Raw genomic sequence first — 13,715 nt, 5'->3', positions numbered from 1 at the left:
ACGCGGCCTTACGATGGGTGCCATGACTGCTTCGCCTGGCCGCCGTGTCCTGCTCGCCGCCCCCCGTGGCTACTGCGCGGGTGTGGACCGCGCCGTGATCGCCGTCGAGAAAGCCCTGGAGCAGTACGGGGCTCCGGTGTACGTCCGCCACGAGATCGTCCACAACAAGTACGTCGTCCAGACCCTGGAGAAGAAGGGCGCGATCTTCGTCGAGCGGACGGAGGAGGTGCCCGAGGGGAACATCGTGATGTTCTCCGCGCACGGCGTGGCCCCCGTCGTCCACGAGGAGGCCGAGCGCGGCCGGCTCGCCACCATCGACGCCACCTGCCCGCTGGTCACCAAGGTCCACAAGGAAGCCGTACGTTTCGCGAACGACGACTACGACATCCTGCTGATCGGCCACGAGGGCCACGAGGAGGTCATCGGCACCTCCGGCGAGGCCCCCGACCACATCCAGCTCGTCGACGGACCCGAGGACGCCGCGAAGGTCGAGGTCCGCGACCCGTCGAAGGTGGTCTGGCTCTCCCAGACCACCCTCTCCGTCGACGAGACCATGGAGACCGTCGACGCGCTCAAGGACAAGTTCCCGCAGCTCATCTCCCCGCCGAGCGACGACATCTGCTACGCCACGCAGAACCGCCAGCTCGCGGTGAAGCAGATGGGCGCCGAGGCCGACCTGGTGATCGTCGTCGGCTCCCGCAACTCCTCCAACTCCAAGCGCCTCGTCGAGGTCGCCAAGCAGGCCGGCTCCCGCGCGGCGTACCTGGTGGACTTCGCCGACGAGATCGACGAGACCTGGCTGGACGGCGTCACCACGGTCGGCGTCACCTCCGGCGCCTCCGTCCCCGAGGTGCTGGTCGAGCAGGTCCTCGAGTGGCTCTCGCAGCGCGGCTTCGAGGACGTGGAGATCGTCAAGGCCGCCGAGGAGTCGATCACCTTCTCCCTCCCCAAGGAGCTGCGCCGCGACCTGCGCGAGGAGGCGGCGTCCCTGGTGGCGGAGCGGGGCGGCTCGGGCACGGCGGGTACGCCCGGGGCGTGACCGTCAGTCGTCCGTCGTAACGTGGGGCCATGCAGATCTTCGGCGTGGACATCGGCGGATCCGGTATCAAGGGCGCCCCTGTGGACCTCGACAGGGGCGACCTGACCCAGGAGCGCTGCAAGGTGCTGACCCCGCACCCGGCGACCCCCGACGGCGTGGCCGACGGGGTCAAGGAGGTCGTGGAGCACTTCGGCTGGACCGGCCCGGTCGGTCTCACCTTCCCGGGCGTGGTCACGAGCGGCGCCATGGTGCGCACCGCGGCCAACGTCGACAAGAGCTGGGTCGACACCGACGCGCGCGCCCTGTTCAGCGAGCGGCTGGGCGGACTGGACGTGACGGTCGTCAACGACGCGGACGCGGCGGGCGTCGCCGAGATGCGCTTCGGGGCCGGCCGCGGCCGCAAGGGCACCGTCGTCCTGCTCACCTTCGGCACCGGCATCGGCAGCGCGGTCTTCACCGACGGGGTCCTCGTCCCCAACACCGAGCTGGGCCATCTGGAGCTGGACGGGCACGACGCGGAGAAGCGGGCCTCCAGCAAGGTCAAGGAGGACCACGACATGTCGTGGGAGCACTGGGCCCACCGCGTCCAGAAGTACCTCGCCCACGTCGAGATGCTGTTCTCGCCCGAGCTGTTCGTCATCGGCGGCGGGGTCAGCCGCAAGGCCCACAAGTTCCTGCCCCACGTCGAGGGCATCCGGGCGGAGATCGTCCCCGCTCAGCTCCAGAACAACGCGGGGATCGTGGGGGCGGCGATGCACGCCGCCGGCTGAGCACCGCCCGTCACACCGCGGGGCGGTTGCGCGCGGCGGCCCGTCGTCGCCGCACCAGCCGGATCCGGCGGACGATGACCGCCGACCCGGCGACCAGCGTCCCGCCGTACAGCCACCCGGCCTCGGTGGCCAGCGCGGTCACGAGCCCCATCAGCCGCCCGCCGAGGCCGTCCCCGCCGTCGGCGACGGGCACCAGGCCCACGGCGAAGGCGATCGGCACCACCACCGGGGCGGTCAGCAGGTCACCCCTGCGCACCCAGAGCGCGGTGAGCAGGCTCACCGGCACGAACAGCACCCCGTACACGGTCAGGGACGCCCCGAACAGCAGCTCGTCCACGAAGCCCAGCAGCGTCATCAGGGCCGCGCAGAACAGACCGCTGCCCAGCCCGGTCAGCCGTGGGTTGGGCATCCCGCGCAGGGCGCGCACCACTCCGGCCACCGGCGAAACCGGCCCGGGGGCGGGTCGTGCCGGGACCGTGCGCTGCCTCACCGGCCGCCCGAGGGGCCGCCCGGCGGCGGCGCCGTTCCGGCCCTGCGAGGGCAGCGGCGCCCCGTTCCGTCGCGGTCCGTACTGTGCAGGTCGCGTCCTGTGTTGCTCCACTGGACCAACTTAGGTCGGTTTATGTGCTGAACGGCCCGACAGACACGCCGTAGGACGCGCCTTGGCCAAGCGTTCGACTCCGGACGAGGCCGGCGCGGCACACCCCGTAGACTGGTGGATCGGCCCACGCCTGGCCCTGTCACTCCCCTCCAGCCTCCGCATCTCACGTACGGGAAGTCGCAACGTGTCGCTCACGATCGGAATCGTCGGTCTGCCGAATGTCGGCAAGTCGACCCTGTTCAACGCCCTGACCAAGAACGACGTGCTCGCGGCCAACTACCCGTTCGCCACGATCGAGCCCAACGTCGGCGTCGTGGGCGTCCCCGACCCCCGCCTGACGAAACTGGCCGAGATCTTCTCCTCCGAGAAGGTCCTCCCGGCCACGGTCGACTTCGTCGACATCGCGGGCATCGTGCGCGGCGCGAGCGAGGGCGAGGGCCTGGGCAACAAGTTCCTGGCCAACATTCGCGAGTCCGACGCGATCTGCCAGGTCATCCGCGCCTTCAAGGACGAGAACGTCGTGCACGTCGACGGCAAGGTCTCGCCCAAGGACGACATCGAGACGATCAACACCGAGCTGATCCTCGCCGACCTCCAGACCATCGAGAAGGTCCTGCCGCGCCTCCAGAAGGAGTCGCGCATCAAGAAGGACGTGGCTCCCAAGGTCAAGGCGGTCGAGGAGGCCAAGGAGATCCTGGAGAAGGGCGACACGCTCTTCGCCCACGGCATCGTCCAGGGCACCGAGCGCAACGAGCTGCTCCACGACCTGCACCTCCTGACGACGAAGCCGTTCCTCTACGTCTTCAACGTCGACGAGGACGAGCTGACCGACGACGACTTCAAGAACGAGCAGCGGGCCCTGGTCGCCCCCGCCGAGGCGATCTTCCTCAACGCCAAGCTGGAGGCGGACCTCGCAGAGCTGGACGAGGACGAGGCCCTCGAACTCCTCCAGTCCGTCGGCCAGGACGAGCCCGGCCTCGCCACCCTCGCCCACGTCGGCTTCCGCACCCTCGGCCTGCAGACCTACCTGACGGCCGGCCCCAAGGAATCCCGCGCGTGGACCATCAAGAAGGGCGCCACCGCCCCCGAGGCCGCCGGTGTCATCCACACCGACTTCCAGAAGGGCTTCATCAAGGCCGAGGTCATCTCCTACGGCGACCTGGTCGAAACGGGATCGGTCGCGGAGGCCCGCGCGAAGGGCAAGGCCCGCATGGAGGGCAAGGACTACGTGATGCAGGACGGGGACGTGGTGGAGTTCCGCTTCAACGTCTGACGCTAGTCGGTACCTGTGCCCGACCCTCCTGTTGGTGGGTCGGGCACAGCTTTGTGTCCGCAGTGATCCCCCGGTCCCGCGATGCGGTGAGAGCGTCTGGCCGGGCGGCGTGGCAGCGACGCGGTCTCAGACCTTGACGACCTCCACGGAAGGACCGCAAAGGAGTGTCAGATCCTCGGGGTCGGAGGTGACGACGGTGACCGGTTGGGGCGCGTTGCGGGCGATGGCGGCGAGAGCGGCATCGACGGCGTACTTGTGGCCGTGAAGGTGATGGGTGCGAAGGAGGACTGCGGCCCGGTCGGTGATCTCCTTGGTGACGTCGTGGACGTCGACGCGGGAGAGGACCCACTTGATGCGGGCCGGGTGAATGCGCTCGTAGTCGGCCTCAAGCGTGGTCATGGCGCTGGTGACGACTCGGACGCCCTCCTCCGACGCCGGCTGGACCCGGGCCACCACGGTGCGGTCCTTGCGGCAGAGCTTGGAGAGTCCTTCGCTGTCGAGCAGGAGGGTGCCGGGCATCAGGCGGCGGCCCCGGGAGCTGCGACTGCCCGTCGAGGCCCCGATCGGGCGGTGGAAAGATGCGGGGAGGGCCAGAGAGGGGCGGGAAGCGTGGGGCGTGGCGAGCGGGACACAGTCGCGAGGGGAACGCGACTGTACGAGGCGGCGCAGGCAGTGGTCGGTGACCATGAAAGGGCAGTGGAGGCGGTACGGGCGGCACTGAAACCGATCCATGATGCGGCGGTGAAGCGGGAGCTCGACGCCATTCCCGTCGCCCGGCTGCAGGACGTCACCGAAGGGCGGCTGAGGCTGGGGAGCGTCGAGAAGAGCGGACTGCGCACCGTGGGCAGTGTTCTCGATGCGGGCCCCTACCGGCTGCGGCAGATTCCCGGTGTAGGGCAGCGCACCGTCGACCAGATGCTCGCCGCCGCCCGCCGGCTCTCCGAGGCCGTGCACGAGACCGTGGCCGTCCACATCGACGTGGACCGGCCGGAACCGAGCACCACTGCGCTCGTCATGGCCCTGCATGTCCTGGTGGAGGCCGGCCCCAACGCCCAGCGTGCGGTCGACAAGGCCACCGTCCTGGCGGAACAGCTCGGTCCGCTGCTGGCCGACGCCAGGCCCGCCGCAGGAAGGGTCCGGATGCTGCTGGCCGGCCGGGAGAAGAAGGCTCGCGCGTGGGCGACGGTCGCCGAGACCCGGTCGCTGGTGGACGAGGCGGAGCAGGCCGGCCTGCCGGAGCTGTTCGCCCAGGCGTCGGTGGACCTGCTCCGGGGGCTCTCGTCCGACGTCGCGGCCTGGGTGGACTTCGAACTCCGCTCCGCCGAGTACTACAGCCTGCTCGCCGAGATTTCCGGGCGGCAGCCGGACGCGGCTGCCGCAGAGGGCTTTCTGCCGGATGAGATTGCGGAGCGGGTACGGACCCAGCACCTCGACGACACGCACCGACGGGTTTCCCTGCGCGGATACCAGTCGTTCGGCGCACGGTTCGCGCTTGCGCAGCGCAAGGTGATACTCGGCGACGAGATGGGTCTCGGGAAGACCATCCAGGCGATCGCCGTCCTCGCGCACCTGGCCGCCGAGGGGCAGAGTCACTTCATGGTCGTCTGCCCGGCGAGCGTCCTCGTGAACTGGACACGGGAGATCGAGGCCCGCAGCGCCCTGCGCGTCGCGGTGCTCCATGGTCCCGACCGGCACTACGCGTTTGCCGACTGGAAAGGGAGGGGCGGCGTCGGGGTGACCACGTTCGACGCGCTGCGCGGCTTTCCGGCACCGGGCGGCGGGGAGGTCGGGCTGCTGGTAGTCGACGAAGCGCACTCCGTGAAGAACCCGAAGACCAAGCGGTCTCAGTCGGTCGCCCTGTGGACGGAGCGTTGTGAGCGCCGCCTCTTCATGACCGGAACCCCGATGGAGAACCGGGTCGTGGAGTTCCGCAACTTGGTCCAGATGCTCGACGGCAACGTCGCGGACTCCCTCGGTGAACGGGACGCGTTGGCCGGATCGGTCGCCTTCCGCAAGGCGGTGGCCCCGGTCTACCTGCGGCGCAACCAGGAGGACGTGCTGACGGAACTCCCGAGCCTTCAGCAGACCGACGAGTGGGAGGAGCTGAGCGCTTCGGACGAGGAGGCGTACCGCGAAGCCGTGCGCGCGGGCAACTTCATGGCCATGCGCAGGGCCGCGTACATGCGCCCCGAGAAGTCGGCCAAGTTGGACCGGCTCCGGGAGATCGTTCAGGAGGCCGGCGAGAACGGGCAGAAGACGGTGGTCTTCTCCAACTTCAAGGACGTACTGGGCGTGGTGAAAGATGCCCTCGCGGCCAGAACCGCCAGGGCCACTCCGGTGTTCGGCCCGCTGACCGGCGGCGTCCCGGCCCAGCGTCGCCAAGAGATCGTCGACGACTTCGCCGGTGTCCAGGGCCCGGCGGTGCTCCTGGGGCAGATCCAGGCAGCGGGCGTCGGCCTCAACATGCAAGCTGCCTCCGTAGTCGTCATCTGCGAACCCCAGATCAAGCCGACCATCGAACACCAGGCGGTGGCCCGGGCCCACCGCATGGGCCAGATCAGGCCGGTTCGCGTGCACCGTCTCCTCGCCACCGGAGGCGTGGACGAACGCATGGTCCAGATGCTGGAAGCCAAGACGCGCCTGTTCGATGCCTATGCCCGCCGCAGCGCCGTGGCGGAAGCCACCCCGGACGCGGTCGACGTGTCGGACACCGAGCTGGCACGTCGGATCGTCGAGGAGGAACAGGCACGTCTGGGTATGACGGACGAGAGGCTCATGTCGGCCGAGTGAGGGTGTCCTCCGGTCCGCAGTCAAGTCCGCAGGCCGACAGGGGTGAGCGGCGCAGGTCGGTGCCCTCGCCGTTCGTCGTGGCGAGGGCACCGTTCGTTCGTCCGTCGGGCGGTGCGGCGCGCGCCGCGCGGGGAGGTCAGCCCTGCGTGCCGGTGCCCTGCAGTGCCTGGTCCGTCATGTCGGCCACCTGCCCGGCCGGCGGGGCCTCGGCGTCGACCTCGGTGCCGAAGTCCGAGTACTGCATCACCGTGGTCATCTTGAGCTGCTCGGGGGACCCGCTGCCGTCCGGCGCGGCGGACGCGGAGGCGGGAGCCTTGACGGTCATGTCGATCTGCTGGCGCCGGAGGCGGCCCTCGTCGTCGAGCCAGACCTGCATGGGCAGCGTCGGGCCGAGCTGCTTGGCCAGCTGGTCGCCGCCCGGAATCCTGGAGACGTCCACGGAAACCCTGTAGTGCGTGGTGTCGACTCCGTCGATCTTCTCGGTGCCGACCTTCTCGACGTTCTTGTCGGTGATCGCCTTGGCGTAGGCCGCGGTCTGCGCGGGGTCGCCGATCTGCTGGTTGCTCACCCCTTGCCGCGCGGCCACCTTCTTCAGGTCGATCTTGATCCAGGACTTGCCGCCGGGAGCCTTCTGACCGGGAACCTTCTGGTAGAGGACCTGCTCGACCACTCGCTGCTCGATGCTCTTGTCCTGCGCCGTGACGGTCATGACGCTGTCGCCCTCGGCCAGGTCGATGACGCCCTTGGCGTCGGACGTGATCGTCCTGCCCTTCGCCGAGAGCTTCATGTCCACGGTCATCCGTGCCGACTCGGCTTCGGCCGTCTTGTCGTAGGCCGCGCGCACCTCCACCGTGCCCTGCTCGCGGGCGCCGGTGGTCCTGCTCGCGCTCGTGCTCGGTGACGCGTCGCCCCCCTTGGCCCCGGACTCACCGTCCCCGCCGCACCCCGACAGGACGACGCTTCCCATGAGCGCGGAAAGCACGATCGCACCGGTCTTCGTCCGCTTGACACGCATGTGACTCCCCATATCCTCATCGCCTTCGACGAGCTGCGGCCGTGGTCGTCTCGCCCGCACGATGTGCCGGATGCCCCGGACCAATCCCAACACACCTGTATATGAGGGGATTTGGGCAACGGCTCTTAGTTCAGGGCCACCACCAGCATGGTTATGGCGGCGACGAGTACGACCCCTCCCACGACCCGCTGCATCGTGTAGCCCGCAGGGGAGGGCTCCGAGGCGTCGTAGTCCTTCACGAACGGCTTCTGGAGGGGCCGGTTCAGCCTCCACAGGAGTTGTGGTCTGACCACTTGGACCAGGGCCATCACGATGAACAGGCACAGGATCACTACGCTCATGAAAGGGACCTCTCCTCGCCGGTGCAGTGCAGTTCGGCTGCCCCTGGGGTGCCTGTTGAATCTCCCGCCCGCGACCGCGGTGACCTGGTCGGACGGGTTGAACGGGGCGGCGGGGGGAGAAGCGGTCGACGCGCTTTTCCCGCTGGGTGCGTGGGCATGCGGGCCGGAATCAGACCCGCCGCTTCGTCGGGACCGGGCGGGCCATTCACCGCGAAAGCGCATGAAAGGCGCGAGAGTTGCCGCGTTCGGCCGGTGAAGGGGTGGGATGGCCTGACCGGAATCGCTCGGTGGTGACGATTGCCGGTCCTTCGGGGGGCCGCGAAGGCTGATTTTCGGTCAGGTTCAGACCGCAGTGCCACTCCGCGTCGGCCCAGGAAGTGGATGTTCTCGCTGGTCACGGCGGGGAACGGTTGAGCCGTCAAGTTGTCTCAGAGGCTGTGGGGGAGCTGAGACGCTGCTGCGTGCGTGACTTCACGAAATGCACACTTGGTCCGTCCTGCATGCGTGGTCCCCCAGCCCGCGGCAACCACTCAGTCGCGAAGGACTACCTCCCATGAGCGCACCGGGCAGACGCATGCCCTGCTCCTCGGCCACCCGTCGGCACCACGTTCCGCCGCACCGGCTCACCCGTTCCGTCCAACGGGCCGGCCGGCTGCTGTGCTGGAGCCTCGCCGCCGGCATGGCCACCGCCGCCACCGATCTGCTCCTCGCCCCACGAGGTGACTGGTGGCGGGTGCTGTGGCCGCTGCCCTGGTTCCTCACCTGTGCGGCCGCCGTCGCCTGGGCCTGCCTGCGGGCCAGGGAGAAGGCCGCGAACCAGGACGGGGAGGAGGACGTGCCCGACGAGTGGGACCAGGCCGCCTGACGGTCCGGGACACGTCGCCGACGGCTGAGCGGGACACGTCGCCGACGGCTGAGGGGGCACGTCGCCGAAGGCTGAGCGGGGCACGGCCTCCACCGTGCTGCGGAGGCGGAGGCGGAGGCGGAGGCGGCGGCGTCCTGCGGTCCACCTCCGCGCCCCCTCCCCGTACCCCCGTCTCCGCACCGCCGTAGCCGAGGGGCCGTCTCACAGCTCCAGCGCGCACTCCGCCGCGGCCACGACCGCCCGGGTCTGGAGCTCCACCTGGGTGGGCACGGGGACCGGGCGCAGGCGCAGCGACTCCTCGAACTCCGTGCACCAGGCGGTGAGGAGCCCGTCCAGTTCGTGGTGGAGACCGGCGGCCGCCGGATCGTCGGCCGCCGCCAGGAGCCGCAGCAGCAGTCCCGCCGCGCGGAGCGGCTGGCGGCGCGCGACGACCTCGAGGGCGCTGATCCCGGCCGTCGTCAGCGCGGGTGAGGCGGGGGCGGGGGGTACCGCCTCCGCCTGCCGGACGAGGGGCTCCCAGGAGTCGGCCACCAGGTCGTACAGGTCGTCGGCCATCCACTCCAGTACGCGTCTGGGTGGACTGTCCTCGGCCGTCGGCAGGAAGCCGCGGGCCTTTTCGAGGACGGCGGTGACCTGCCGACCGCCCTCGCGGACCAGCCCGGACAGCTCGCGCAGGGCCCGGGCGGGGTCCGGGTGCGGGGACGGATCGTCGGCCGGGCCGGTGGCCCACAGGGGTACCTCGACGATCGCCGTGACGCCGCCGTACCGCTGGGGCGCGCACCAGGTGGACCGGCCGATGTTCTCGGACCCGGCCGCCAGCCGTGCGGTGCTGTGCGGCGGCGGCAGGACGTGGATGCCGGGGGCCGGATTCTCCCAGTACAGGGCGTCGTACGTGCCGTGCTGGACCGGGACGCCGGCCTCGGCCGCGGCCGCCGCGTAGGGCGCGGCGAGTCCGGGCAGGTCGCGGGTCAGCTGGATCCAGGTGCCGCCCGCGTCGACGTTGTGCAGGGAGGCCTGGAGCACGGGGCGCAGGTCGTCGATCGTGTCGAACAGGGCGCGACTCTCCGGGAGTTGCCGCCCGACGATCGGAGCCCACTCCGGCTGTTCCGCCGCGACCGGGCGGAACGCGGCACGGTAGTAGCGGGCCAGGGCGGGGCCGGGTCCGGCCGTCGCCGCCTCGACGTCCTCGCTCAGTGCGGCGCCGTCCGGGTCGAGGCACAGGACGATGTCCCAGGTGACGGCGGCGGGATCGGTCGCCGGGGACCGCCGGTCACCGGCTGCGACCCGCTCCGCGAGCGCCAGCGCCGTGGCGCCGCCCACCGGCTCGTCCGGGTGCGGCCGGGCCACCACCAGGACGTGGCGCGGTCCGTGTCCCACCGACAGCATCCGGATCGGCCGGCCGCCCCGGGACGTGCCGATACGGCGCAGGCGGCCGGACCCGGGGAACCGGGTGACCAGCCGCCGCGCCGACTCGGTGACTTCCGCGACCGTGAGGTGGCGGTGCATCGGGCGCGTCCGCTCAGGCGCCGCCGTTGCCACCGCTGTCGCCGGTGGTCTCCTTCTTGTCCAGCGGACGGATCTCGATCTTGTTCGCCATGCCGTCTCCTTCCGGTGGTGGCCGTGACGGCCGTGAGGGCCGTGGCGACCGTGGTGCTGGTGGCGTGCGAGGCACGTTGTGCTCTTGTCAGCGTTGGCCGACCGGGTCACTGTTGTCAATGTCCGTTGTGCCGTACGTGGTTGGGGGTGGCGAGGTTGGCGCGAACATGACGGTGCACGCGATGCGCAGACCCCGGATCAAGCCGGAGCACCGCGCCTACCGGACCGTGGACGGCCACGTGAGGATCGGCAGCGTCGTCCACGGCATCGGCGCCGAGGTCCAGGACGCCGACGGCTGGATCTGGACGCTGGTCCAGGCGATGGACGGGACGCGGGACGCCGCGGACGTCGTCGCCGTGGTGTCCCGGCGCCACCCGGAACTGCGGCTGCCCGACCCGGACATCGCCCAGGCGATGACGGACCTGACCGAGGCCGGGTTCGTCGAGGACGCGGGTGCCGAGCCGCCGGCGGAGCTGTCCGAGCGCGAACGTGAGCGATACAGCCGGGGCATGACGCTGCTGCGCTGGATGGACCTGAGCCCCAGGGGCAGTGCCTGGGAGCCGCAGCTGCTGCTGCGCCGGTCGAGCGTCCTGCTCATCGGCGTCGGCGGCACCGGCTCGGCCGCCGCCCGGGACCTGGTGGCTTCCGGAGTGGGGCACCTGCACTGCGTCGAACCGGACGTGGTCGAACTGTCCAACCTCAACCGGCAGACGCTCTACCGCGAGCAGGACCTCGGCAGACCCAAGCTCGACGCGGCGCTCACCGCCCTGCGCGCGCTGAACCCGGACACCGAGGTCACCGGCGAGCGGCGCGAGGTGCGCGGCCCGGCGGACCTCGAAGACCTGCTCCGCGCCGGCGCCCATGCCGGTGCCGGCAGCACCGACGGCCCGTACGGCACCGACGCCACGGGTGACAGGGCCGGCTGCGAGGGCACCGGTGACAGCGCCCTTCGCGACCGCACCGTTGACGGCGACGCCACCGGGGACACCCGGGCGTCGGGCTACGACGTCCTGCTGCTCGCCGCCGACCGGCCCGCCGAGATCCGCAGATGGGCCAACCGGGTCTGCCTGGCCACGCGCACGCCGTGGGCCGAGGCCGGCTACCGCGGGCCGCTGGTCGGCGTGGGGGTCTTCACCCCCGGCCGGGGCGCGTGCTGGCAGTGCCTGCGCGACGCCGAGGTCGAACGGCGCGACCTGCGGCTCGGCCCCGGCCAGGACGAGGACGCGGCCTCGCCCCGAATGCCCTGGAACCCGGCCAACGCCGTGACCGCGGGCCTGTCCGGCGGCCTGCTCGCCCACGCCGCCCTGATGCTGCTGTGCGGCGTCCCGCCCGTCGAACCCGGATGCCGGTTCGGCCTCAACCTCATGATGCCGGGCGACCCGGTCATGCAGCGCTCGCAGCGGCGCCCCGACTGCCCGTCCTGCGGGGTGGGCCCCGACCCGGCCCCGGTGGCGTTGGGGGTCGCGGGCCCCGCAGCGGCCGCGCGCCCCGGCTCCGGCGACCAGGGCCCGTCGTGACGGACACCGCCGCCGACGTCCCTCCCCGGATCGGGCCGGCCACCCGCGTCGCCCTGCACGACCTGGCGGTACGGCGGGACCGCGACGAGTGGATCGTGGGCCGCATGGCCACCCGGACCTTCGTCGCCCTGCCGGCGGCCGGGGCCCGCGCGGTGGAACTCCTGGGCGGGGGGCTGAGCGTGGCGCGCACGGAGGAGACGCTGCGTGCCGAGACCGGGGAGGAGTTCGACATCGCGGACTTCGTCGGGGACCTGGCCGCGCTGGGGTTCGTGGCGCGGATCGGCGACCGTACGGTCCCGGACGCCGAACCGCCGCGGGCGTCCCTGCCGCGGCTGCGCCCCCACCACGTCCGCCTCGCCTTGCACCCGGTGCTCCCGCTGCTGTTCGGGGCCCTGCTGACGGCCGCCGTCGTCGCCCTGGTGCGCCGCCCCGACCTGCTTCCCGGCTACCGCGACCTCCTGTGGAGCCGGCACGGCAGCGCCGTCCTGCTCACCGGGGCGGCGGCCGGCTGGACGCTGCTGCTGGCCCACGAACTGGCGCACCTGGTCACCGCCCGCGCGGCGGGCGTGCCGGGGAGGATGCGGCTGGGCACCCGGTTGCAGTTCCTCGTCATGCAGACCGACATCAGCGGCATCGAACTCGCCCCCCGCCGCCACCGCCTGACGGCCTACCTGGCCGGCATCGCCCTCAACCTGTCCGTGGCGTCGTCCCTGGTCCTGGTCCTCGCGGTGACCGAGCCCGGGACGACCGCGCACCGGCTGCTGGCGGCGGCCCTGCTGCTTGCCCTGCTCCCGCTGCCCTTCCAGTGCATGGTCTTCACCCGCACGGACCTCTACTTCGTCCTCCAGGACCTCACCGGCTGCCGGGACCTGTACGGCGACGGCCTGGCGTACGCCCGGTACCGGTGGTGGCGCGCGGTGGGCGCGGTGCGTCGCGGCGCCGGTGCGCGGGCCGCGGCCTCGGGACGGGACGATCCGAGCACCCGGCTGCCCGCACACGAGCGTCGGGCCGTGCGGCTCTACAGCGTCGTCCTCGTGATCGGCACGGCGGTCTGCCTGGCCTTCATGGCCGCGGTCACCCTGCCTGCCGACATCGTCCTCCTGGTCCGCGCCGTACGGGGCCTGGGACCGGAGCACGGCCTGGCCGGCAACGCCGACGCGGTGACGGTGCTGGTGGTGCTGGGCGGGGTCAACGTCCTCTGGCTGGTCACCTGGTGGCGCAACCGCCGGGCACGCCGGACCACGAGTGCCGTCCGGCGGTGAGGGCCTCCGCCCGAACGCCCGAACGCCTGAACGCCTGAACACCTGGACGCTGGGCACCGGGAAGCCTGGACCTCCGAGGGCGCCGAGACACCGGGGCGGTCAGCGTCCCGTACCGCCGTCGATCAGCTCGCGCAGGATGTCCGCGTGGCCGGCGTGGCGGCCGGTCTCCTCGATCATGTGGGTGAGGGCCCAGCGGACGCTGGGCGCCGGACGGTCCGGACGGGCCCGGGGGAGCGGTGCCCCGAGGTCGGTGCAGGCGTCGAGGACGAGGTTCGCCCGCCGGACGGCGTCCCGGTAGCGGGCCACGACCTCGGCCACGCCGTCCCCGGGCGCGGCCCGGAAGGTCGCGGGCCAGCTCCGCACCTCCTCCCCGAGGAAGAGCGCGCGCTCGACGTGGGCCAGGTGTTCGAGCAGCCCGAGCAGGTTCGTGCCGGACGGCACCGCGGCCGTACGGACCTGGGGTTCCGGGGCGCCGTCGACCTTGCCGGCGACCGAGGTCCGCAGATAGTCGAGAAACCCGCGCAGCGTCTCCGCCTCGCTGCCTCCGGTCCGGGGCGGCGGGGTGTCCCGGCGGCGGGTTCGGGGGGTGGTGGACATGGTGACCTCCTGGTGGACGGGCGTCCGGTGGGCGGCGCCCTCGTCTACG

The 13,715-nt window shown here is 71.6% G+C and carries 13 protein-coding genes; 7 read left to right on the top strand and 6 right to left on the bottom strand.

The genetic code is table 11. The features are described from left to right. The first annotated feature begins 13 nt into the window (after positions 1-13). Both ACIBCJ_RS19640 and ppgK read left to right on the top strand, forming a co-directional pair. On the top strand, positions 14-1,039 hold the full coding sequence (locus ACIBCJ_RS19640; protein ID WP_362104802.1) for a 4-hydroxy-3-methylbut-2-enyl diphosphate reductase: 1,026 nt from the start codon (positions 14-16) through the stop codon (positions 1,037-1,039). A gap of 29 nt (positions 1,040-1,068) precedes the next feature. Further along, positions 1,069-1,809: a polyphosphate--glucose phosphotransferase gene (gene ppgK / locus ACIBCJ_RS19635; RefSeq protein WP_362509052.1), complete on the top strand. Its 741-nt coding sequence runs from the start codon at positions 1,069-1,071 to the stop codon at positions 1,807-1,809. Between the two features lie 10 nt (positions 1,810-1,819). Here the strand turns inward: ppgK and ACIBCJ_RS19630 are convergent, their stop codons facing one another. Further along, positions 1,820-2,410, bottom strand: coding sequence for a DUF6542 domain-containing protein (locus ACIBCJ_RS19630; RefSeq protein WP_362104795.1), 591 nt, complete (start codon positions 2,408-2,410; stop codon positions 1,820-1,822). Between the two features lie 184 nt (positions 2,411-2,594). On the opposite strand from ACIBCJ_RS19630, the gene ychF reads away from it, so the two are divergent. Continuing rightward, entirely contained in the window at positions 2,595-3,683 is a 1,089-nt protein-coding gene (gene ychF, locus ACIBCJ_RS19625) for a redox-regulated ATPase YchF (protein ID WP_133887165.1), read from the top strand. 126 nt (positions 3,684-3,809) lie between these two features. Here the strand turns inward: ychF and ACIBCJ_RS19620 are convergent, their stop codons facing one another. Further along, a complete protein-coding gene (locus ACIBCJ_RS19620) occupies positions 3,810-4,202 on the bottom strand; it encodes a DNA-binding protein (RefSeq protein ID WP_365980037.1) in 393 nt (130 codons plus the stop codon). Positions 4,203-4,292: 90 nt separating this feature from the next. Here ACIBCJ_RS19620 and ACIBCJ_RS19615 point away from each other — a divergent pair, with 90 nt between their 5' ends. Beyond that, complete coding sequence (locus ACIBCJ_RS19615) at positions 4,293-6,473, top strand: DEAD/DEAH box helicase (RefSeq protein WP_365980036.1); 2,181 nt, start codon at positions 4,293-4,295, stop codon at positions 6,471-6,473. A gap of 136 nt (positions 6,474-6,609) precedes the next feature. Here the strand turns inward: ACIBCJ_RS19615 and ACIBCJ_RS19610 are convergent, their stop codons facing one another. Further along, positions 6,610-7,488 (bottom strand): hypothetical protein, encoded by an 879-nt coding sequence (locus ACIBCJ_RS19610; RefSeq protein ID WP_365980035.1) that lies wholly within the window; start codon positions 7,486-7,488, stop codon positions 6,610-6,612. Positions 7,489-7,613: 125 nt separating this feature from the next. Beyond that, positions 7,614-7,829 (bottom strand): DUF6199 family natural product biosynthesis protein, encoded by a 216-nt coding sequence (locus ACIBCJ_RS19605; protein WP_362104781.1) that lies wholly within the window; start codon positions 7,827-7,829, stop codon positions 7,614-7,616. Between the two features lie 553 nt (positions 7,830-8,382). On the opposite strand from ACIBCJ_RS19605, the gene ACIBCJ_RS19600 reads away from it, so the two are divergent. Then, entirely contained in the window at positions 8,383-8,694 is a 312-nt protein-coding gene (locus ACIBCJ_RS19600) for a hypothetical protein (protein ID WP_365980034.1), read from the top strand. Positions 8,695-8,895: 201 nt separating this feature from the next. Here ACIBCJ_RS19600 and ACIBCJ_RS19595 read toward each other — a convergent pair whose 3' ends face one another. Beyond that, entirely contained in the window at positions 8,896-10,200 is a 1,305-nt protein-coding gene (locus tag ACIBCJ_RS19595) for a M14 family zinc carboxypeptidase (RefSeq protein ID WP_365980033.1), read from the bottom strand. Between the two features lie 257 nt (positions 10,201-10,457). On the opposite strand from ACIBCJ_RS19595, the gene ACIBCJ_RS19590 reads away from it, so the two are divergent. Together ACIBCJ_RS19590 and ACIBCJ_RS19585 are read left to right on the top strand one after the other, a co-directional pair. After that, complete coding sequence (locus tag ACIBCJ_RS19590) at positions 10,458-11,807, top strand: ThiF family adenylyltransferase (RefSeq protein ID WP_365980032.1); 1,350 nt, start codon at positions 10,458-10,460, stop codon at positions 11,805-11,807. Continuing rightward, complete coding sequence (locus ACIBCJ_RS19585; protein ID WP_362104769.1) at positions 11,804-13,069, top strand: hypothetical protein; 1,266 nt, start codon at positions 11,804-11,806, stop codon at positions 13,067-13,069. The genes ACIBCJ_RS19590 and ACIBCJ_RS19585 overlap by 4 nt, the downstream gene beginning before the upstream one ends. Positions 13,070-13,168: 99 nt before the next feature. Here the strand turns inward: ACIBCJ_RS19585 and ACIBCJ_RS19580 are convergent, their stop codons facing one another. Continuing rightward, entirely contained in the window at positions 13,169-13,666 is a 498-nt protein-coding gene (locus ACIBCJ_RS19580) for a DinB family protein (protein ID WP_362104766.1), read from the bottom strand. Positions 13,667-13,715: the final 49 nt, after the last annotated feature.

The organism is Streptomyces sp. NPDC051136, from assembly GCF_044455745.1.
Taxonomy (GTDB): domain Bacteria; phylum Actinomycetota; class Actinomycetes; order Streptomycetales; family Streptomycetaceae; genus Streptomyces.
The sequence above is the reverse complement of the archived record's forward strand: the minus strand, read 5'-3'. Positions and strand labels throughout refer to the sequence as shown.